Origin of the sequence: Nocardioides sp. CPCC 206348, assembly GCF_048654705.1 — a bacterium.
Classification (GTDB): domain Bacteria; phylum Actinomycetota; class Actinomycetes; order Propionibacteriales; family Nocardioidaceae; genus Nocardioides.
Genome location: NZ_JBMCZA010000223.1, coordinates 9,944 through 14,487, shown reverse-complemented (window position 1 = coordinate 14,487; position 4,544 = coordinate 9,944). Strand labels below are relative to the sequence as shown.

The following is a 4,544-nucleotide window of genomic DNA, read 5'->3' as shown; positions in this document are numbered from 1 at the left end:
ACCTTCGCGCTGACCGAGGTGAAGCTCGGCCTGACGCCCGCGGTCATCTCGCTGACGGTGCTGCCGCGGATGACGTCGCGGGGTGCCGCCCTAACGGCCCTGGGCGGCGAGGTCTTCACGGGGGCGCAGGCCGTTGAGCACGGCCTGGCCACGCTCGCCGTACCCGCCGCCGACCTGCAGGCGAAGGTCGACGAGGTCGCCGGCCAGATCGCCACCGGCGCTGCCCAGGGCCTTCGTGAGACCAAGCAGCTGCTGGGCGCCGACCTGCTGGCGCACATCGACGCCAAGGGCGAGGAGCTCGTCGAGCTCAGTGCGCGCCTGTTCGGTTCCGACGAGGCCCGCGAGGCGATGACGGCCTTCCTGACCCGCAAGAAGGGCTAGAGCGAGGCCACCAGCGTCGCGGCGTCGGCCGTCGCGCCGCGGATCAGGCCGAGGCCGTCCGCATCCCCGACCAGGTGGACGTCGACGCCGGGCAGCGCAGCGACCAGGGCGTCCCGGACGGACCGGTCGGCGACGACCTCTCCGACCAGGATGACCGCGTCGGCCGGGAGCTCACGGGTCGTGCCGTTCGCCGGCGTGTGGCGGACCCCCGTGGCGGTGATCTCCTCCACGGAGCAGCCCGCGTGCACGGTCACGCCCAGCCGGTCGAGCCGGTCCATGTGCTCGGTACGACGCTTCGGCCCGAACTCGGGCGCGATCTCGTCACCGGGGCACAGCAACGCGACCAGCTTCCCGGCGCGGGCCAGGGACTCGCACCACTCGACCGCCGCCATCCGTGCGCCGACCACGACCACGCGTCGGCCCTCGGGGATCGCGGTGGTGTCCAGCCCGTGCCGCACGTGCGGCAGGTCGTCCCCCGTCACCCGCGGTACGACGACCCGGCCGCCCGTGGCGACCACGACGACGTCGGGCGACAGCGCCGCGACCGTCGCGGGGTCAGCCGCCGCGCCCAGCCGGACCTCGACGGCGGAACCAGCGACCTCCGCACGGATCCAGTCCAGGTAGGGCTGGTTCCCGGTGTGCACCGCGGCCGCGTCGACGAGTGCGCCACCCAGTCGGGGACTCGCTTCGAGAAGCGTGACCCGGTGTCCGACACTCGCAGCGAGGCGTGCGCTCTCCATCCCGGCCGGCCCGCCGCCGACGACCACCACGCGTCGCGGCCGGTCGGAGACCACCGGCAGCACCCGGTCCAGGTCGTGCCCGGTGAAGGGGTTCACGGCGCACTCGGTGGCCAGCTTCTCCTCCAGGGTGTCGATGCAGTTCTCGCAGGAGATGCAGTGCCGGACCCGGTCGGGCCCGCCGCCCCAGCCGGCGAGCTTGCGTGGCAGGTCCGGATCGGCCAGCAGCGGTCGTCCCATCGCGACGAAGTCGGCCCGGCCGTCGGCGAGGACCTGTTCGGCCAGGCCCGGGTCGTGCAGCCGGCCGACCGCAATGACCGGCACGTCGACGACTTCCCGCACGGCAGCGGCCGCGCCCACGTTGAGGCCGGGACCGGAGTCGGCACCGTTCACCATCCCCGTCACCAGTCGGTCGATCACGCCGCCGCTGACGTGGAACGCGTCGACGCCGGCCTGCACCAGCAGGGGCGCCATCGACGCGGTGTCGTGGATCGGTCGTCCGCCGGCGACGCGTTCGTAGCCGGAGATCCGCAGCGTGATCGGGAAGTCCGTGCCGACCTCGCCACGGATCGCCGCGAGCGCCTCGAGCACCACCCGGATCCGTCCCTCCATCGAGCTGCCGCGGTAGCGGTCGCCCCGCCGGTTGCGCTGCGGTGCCAGGAAGGAGCCCAGGAACATGTACCCGTGCGCGGCGTGCAGCTCGAGGCCGTCGTACCCGGCTTCGCGGACGCGGACCACCGCCGCGCGGTACTGGTCGAGGATCGCCGCGATCTGCTCCTTGCCGGCCTCCGCGGAGGGCCGTCCGGTGAGGTAGGAGCCGATCACCGAGGGGCCGAGCGAGGTGACGCCGAACATCTCGGGTCCGAGCCCGTCGGGACCGGCGTGCACGATCTGTGGCTGGATGCGCGCGCCGTGGGCGTGCACGGCCTCGACCAGGCGCCGGTGCGCCGCGACCGAGTCAGCGGTGCCGATCTGCAGGCCACCGGGTGTCTCCGGGTGCTGCGGGTCGATCCCGGTGGCGCCGACCGTGATCAGCCCGGCGCCGCCTTCGGCCCGCCGAGCGAAGTGCGCCACGGTCCGCTCGGAGGGGTGGCCCTCGGCGGTCCCGTACATCGTCTCCATGGGTGACATCACGATCCGGTTGCGCACCGTCATGGTGCCGATCCGCCCGGGAGCGAGAAGGTGCGGGAACGGGGTCATCCCGGAACACTAGAACGCGTTCTACCTCCTCGCCTAGGGTGAGCGCGTGGACTTCGCGATGGTGACCGCCTACCAGCCGATCGACCAGCTCGTGCCGCTGGCCCGAGCAGCGGAGGAAGCAGGCTTCCGGGCGTTCAGCGTGGCCGACCACGTCGTCGACCTCGAGACCGTCGCGACGCCGTACCCCTACACGCCCGACGGCGAACGCCGCTGGCAGACCGATGTCGACTGGCCGGACCCGTGGGTCACCGTCGGTGCCCTGTCCCAGGTGACCACGCGGTTGCAGTTCTTCACCTCGATCTACGTCGCCGCGATGCGCAACCCGTTCGTGGTCGCCAAGGCGGTCGGTACGGCGGCGGCGCTGTCGGGCGGACGGGTCACCCTGGGCGTCGGGGTCGGCTGGTGCCGCGAGGAGTTCGAGCTGCTCGAGCAGGACTTCAGTACGCGCGGACGACGTACCGACGAGGCGCTCGACCTCCTGCGCAGCCTGTGGGCGCCCGGCTGGACCGAGTTCGCCGGCGAGTTCTACTCCTGCGACCGACTGGTGATGCGGCCCGAGCCGCCCGGGCCGATCCCGGTGTGGGTGGGCGGCCTGTCCGACGTCGCCCTGCGCCGCGCAGCGCGCAACGACGGGTGGATCGGGGACCTGGCCACGGTCGAGGAGGCGGTCGCCATCGCGCAACGGCTCCGCGCGTTCCGCACCGCGGCAGGCCGCGACCTGGACGAGCCGTTCGAGGTCGCGCCGGCCCTCACCGACGCCCTCACGCCCGACGACTTCGCCCGCGCCACCGACGGCGGCGTGACCATGACGATGACGATGCCCTGGATGTACTACAGCGGGCCCGACGCGACGCTGGCCCAGAAGCTCGAGGGGATCGAGCGCTTCCGCGCGGACGTCATCGAACCGGTCCGCCGGCTGATCGGTTGAGAGGCTGAGCGGCCGGGTCCGGCCTCAGCCCTCGAGGTAGGTCGTCATCGAGACGACCAGCGTGCGGTAGACCCGGTCCGCATCGACCGAAGCGCCGTTGACCTGGTGGGCGACGAGGCCGTGCAGCGCGATGGGGAGCGCCCAGGCGACGTCCATGAACCGCTCCTGGTCGACGGCCTGTTCCCGAACGTCCTCGAAGAAGTTGAGGAACTCCTGCGCCCAGTCGGCCTCCAGTCGCGTGAGCGAGGCAGCCGTCAGGGGGTGGGTCTGCGCCAGGACCGGCCGTGGCCGGGGCAGCCCGAGCCGGATCGTGTCGATCGCCACGGCGTACGGCGAGGCGAGGACCTGTCGGTACAGCTCCGCGACCTCGGTGATCCGACCGGCGATCGTGTCGCTCTGCGGCGGTGGCCACAGGGCGGCCTTGTCGTCGGTGATCAGGTCGACCACGGCAGACCAGAACCCGTCCGAGTCGTTGAAGAGGTTCTGCACCGATCCCCAGCTCAGGCCGGCCTCGCGGGCGACGAGGTTGATCGAGACCGACTCCGGTCGCCCGGTGCCGAGCATCTCCACGGCAGTGGACAGCAACTTCTCCCGCGCCGCCAGGCCTCGTCGATTCAGTTTGCGTGGCAGTGCCACCGGCGTCGTACTCATCGGACCCCCCTCAGGTGTGCGAGCCTGCCGCCATTCAAGCAGTACCCAGCCCTGTAGAGTTGGGGGCTTGCCGCTCCCAGTAGGAGCAGCGTATGTCGGACGGAATGCGGACGGTAGGGGTCACGTCGGTGGCAGACGAACTGGTGGAGCGCGAGGTCGCGTCTGAGCAGGCCTTCGTCGACCGGGTCTATCGGCAGCTGGAGGTGGCCGGCGAGGCCGCCCAGGAGCTGGCCAAGGAAGGCCATTCGCGTGGTCGGGTCGGCCACGAGGGTGGCCTGGTCGAGCGCGACGCGATGGTGTTCCAGGCCGCGAAGCGGATCGCCCAGCTCGACGCAGCCCACGAGGGCCTGGTCTTCGGCCGCCTCGACATGGACGCCACCGTCGACACCCAGCCGCGGTACGTCGGCCGGATCGGCCTGCGCGACGACGACCGCGACTCGTTGCTCATCGACTGGCGAGCACCGGCCGCCGCGGTGTTCTACCAGGCGACCGCCGCCGAGCCGCAGAGCGTGATCCGCCGCCGCGTGCTGCGCAGCGCCTCGCGCAAGGTGATCGGGGTCGAGGACGAGCTGCTCGACGCGGAGGCCCTGGCCACCGCCGAGGCCGCTGGTCGTGCCCTGCCGATCGTCGGCGAGGGTGCGCTGATG

Annotated in this window: 4 protein-coding genes and 1 pseudogene; 3 read left to right on the top strand and 2 right to left on the bottom strand. The window is 72.1% G+C overall.

Annotated elements, in window-relative coordinates; translation table 11 throughout:
* Positions 1-381: enoyl-CoA hydratase-related protein (locus tag ACOADB_RS25245; protein ID WP_378605388.1), on the top strand; the 381-nt coding region annotated here is incomplete at its 5' end.
* Here ACOADB_RS25245 and ACOADB_RS25240 read toward each other — a convergent pair.
* On the bottom strand, positions 378-2,318 hold the full coding sequence (locus tag ACOADB_RS25240; RefSeq protein ID WP_378605385.1) for an FAD-dependent oxidoreductase: 1,941 nt from the start codon (positions 2,316-2,318) through the stop codon (positions 378-380). The two genes, ACOADB_RS25245 and ACOADB_RS25240, sit on opposite strands and share 4 nt — an antisense overlap.
* Positions 2,319-2,364: 46 nt before the next feature.
* Between ACOADB_RS25240 and ACOADB_RS25235 the strand changes: the two genes are divergently transcribed.
* Positions 2,365-3,246, top strand: a complete 882-nt coding sequence (locus ACOADB_RS25235) for a TIGR03619 family F420-dependent LLM class oxidoreductase (RefSeq protein WP_378605382.1) — start codon at positions 2,365-2,367, stop codon at positions 3,244-3,246.
* A 24-nt stretch (positions 3,247-3,270) separates the two neighbouring features.
* On the opposite strand, the gene ACOADB_RS25230 is transcribed toward ACOADB_RS25235, so the two are convergent.
* On the bottom strand, positions 3,271-3,897 hold the full coding sequence (locus ACOADB_RS25230) for a TetR/AcrR family transcriptional regulator (protein WP_378605379.1): 627 nt from the start codon (positions 3,895-3,897) through the stop codon (positions 3,271-3,273).
* A gap of 128 nt (positions 3,898-4,025) precedes the next feature.
* On the opposite strand from ACOADB_RS25230, the pseudogene ACOADB_RS25225 reads away from it, so the two are divergent.
* Positions 4,026-4,544: pseudogene (locus ACOADB_RS25225) on the top strand (helicase); the annotation flags it as partial.

Excerpts from the sequence above, each read along its gene's own strand:
- ACOADB_RS25230 (WP_378605379.1), bottom strand. The coding sequence starts at position 3,897 with ATGAGTACGACGCCGGTGGCACTGCCACGCAAACTGAATCGACGAGGC.
- ACOADB_RS25240 (WP_378605385.1), bottom strand. The coding sequence starts at position 2,318 with ATGACCCCGTTCCCGCACCTTCTCGCTCCCGGGCGGATCGGCACCATG.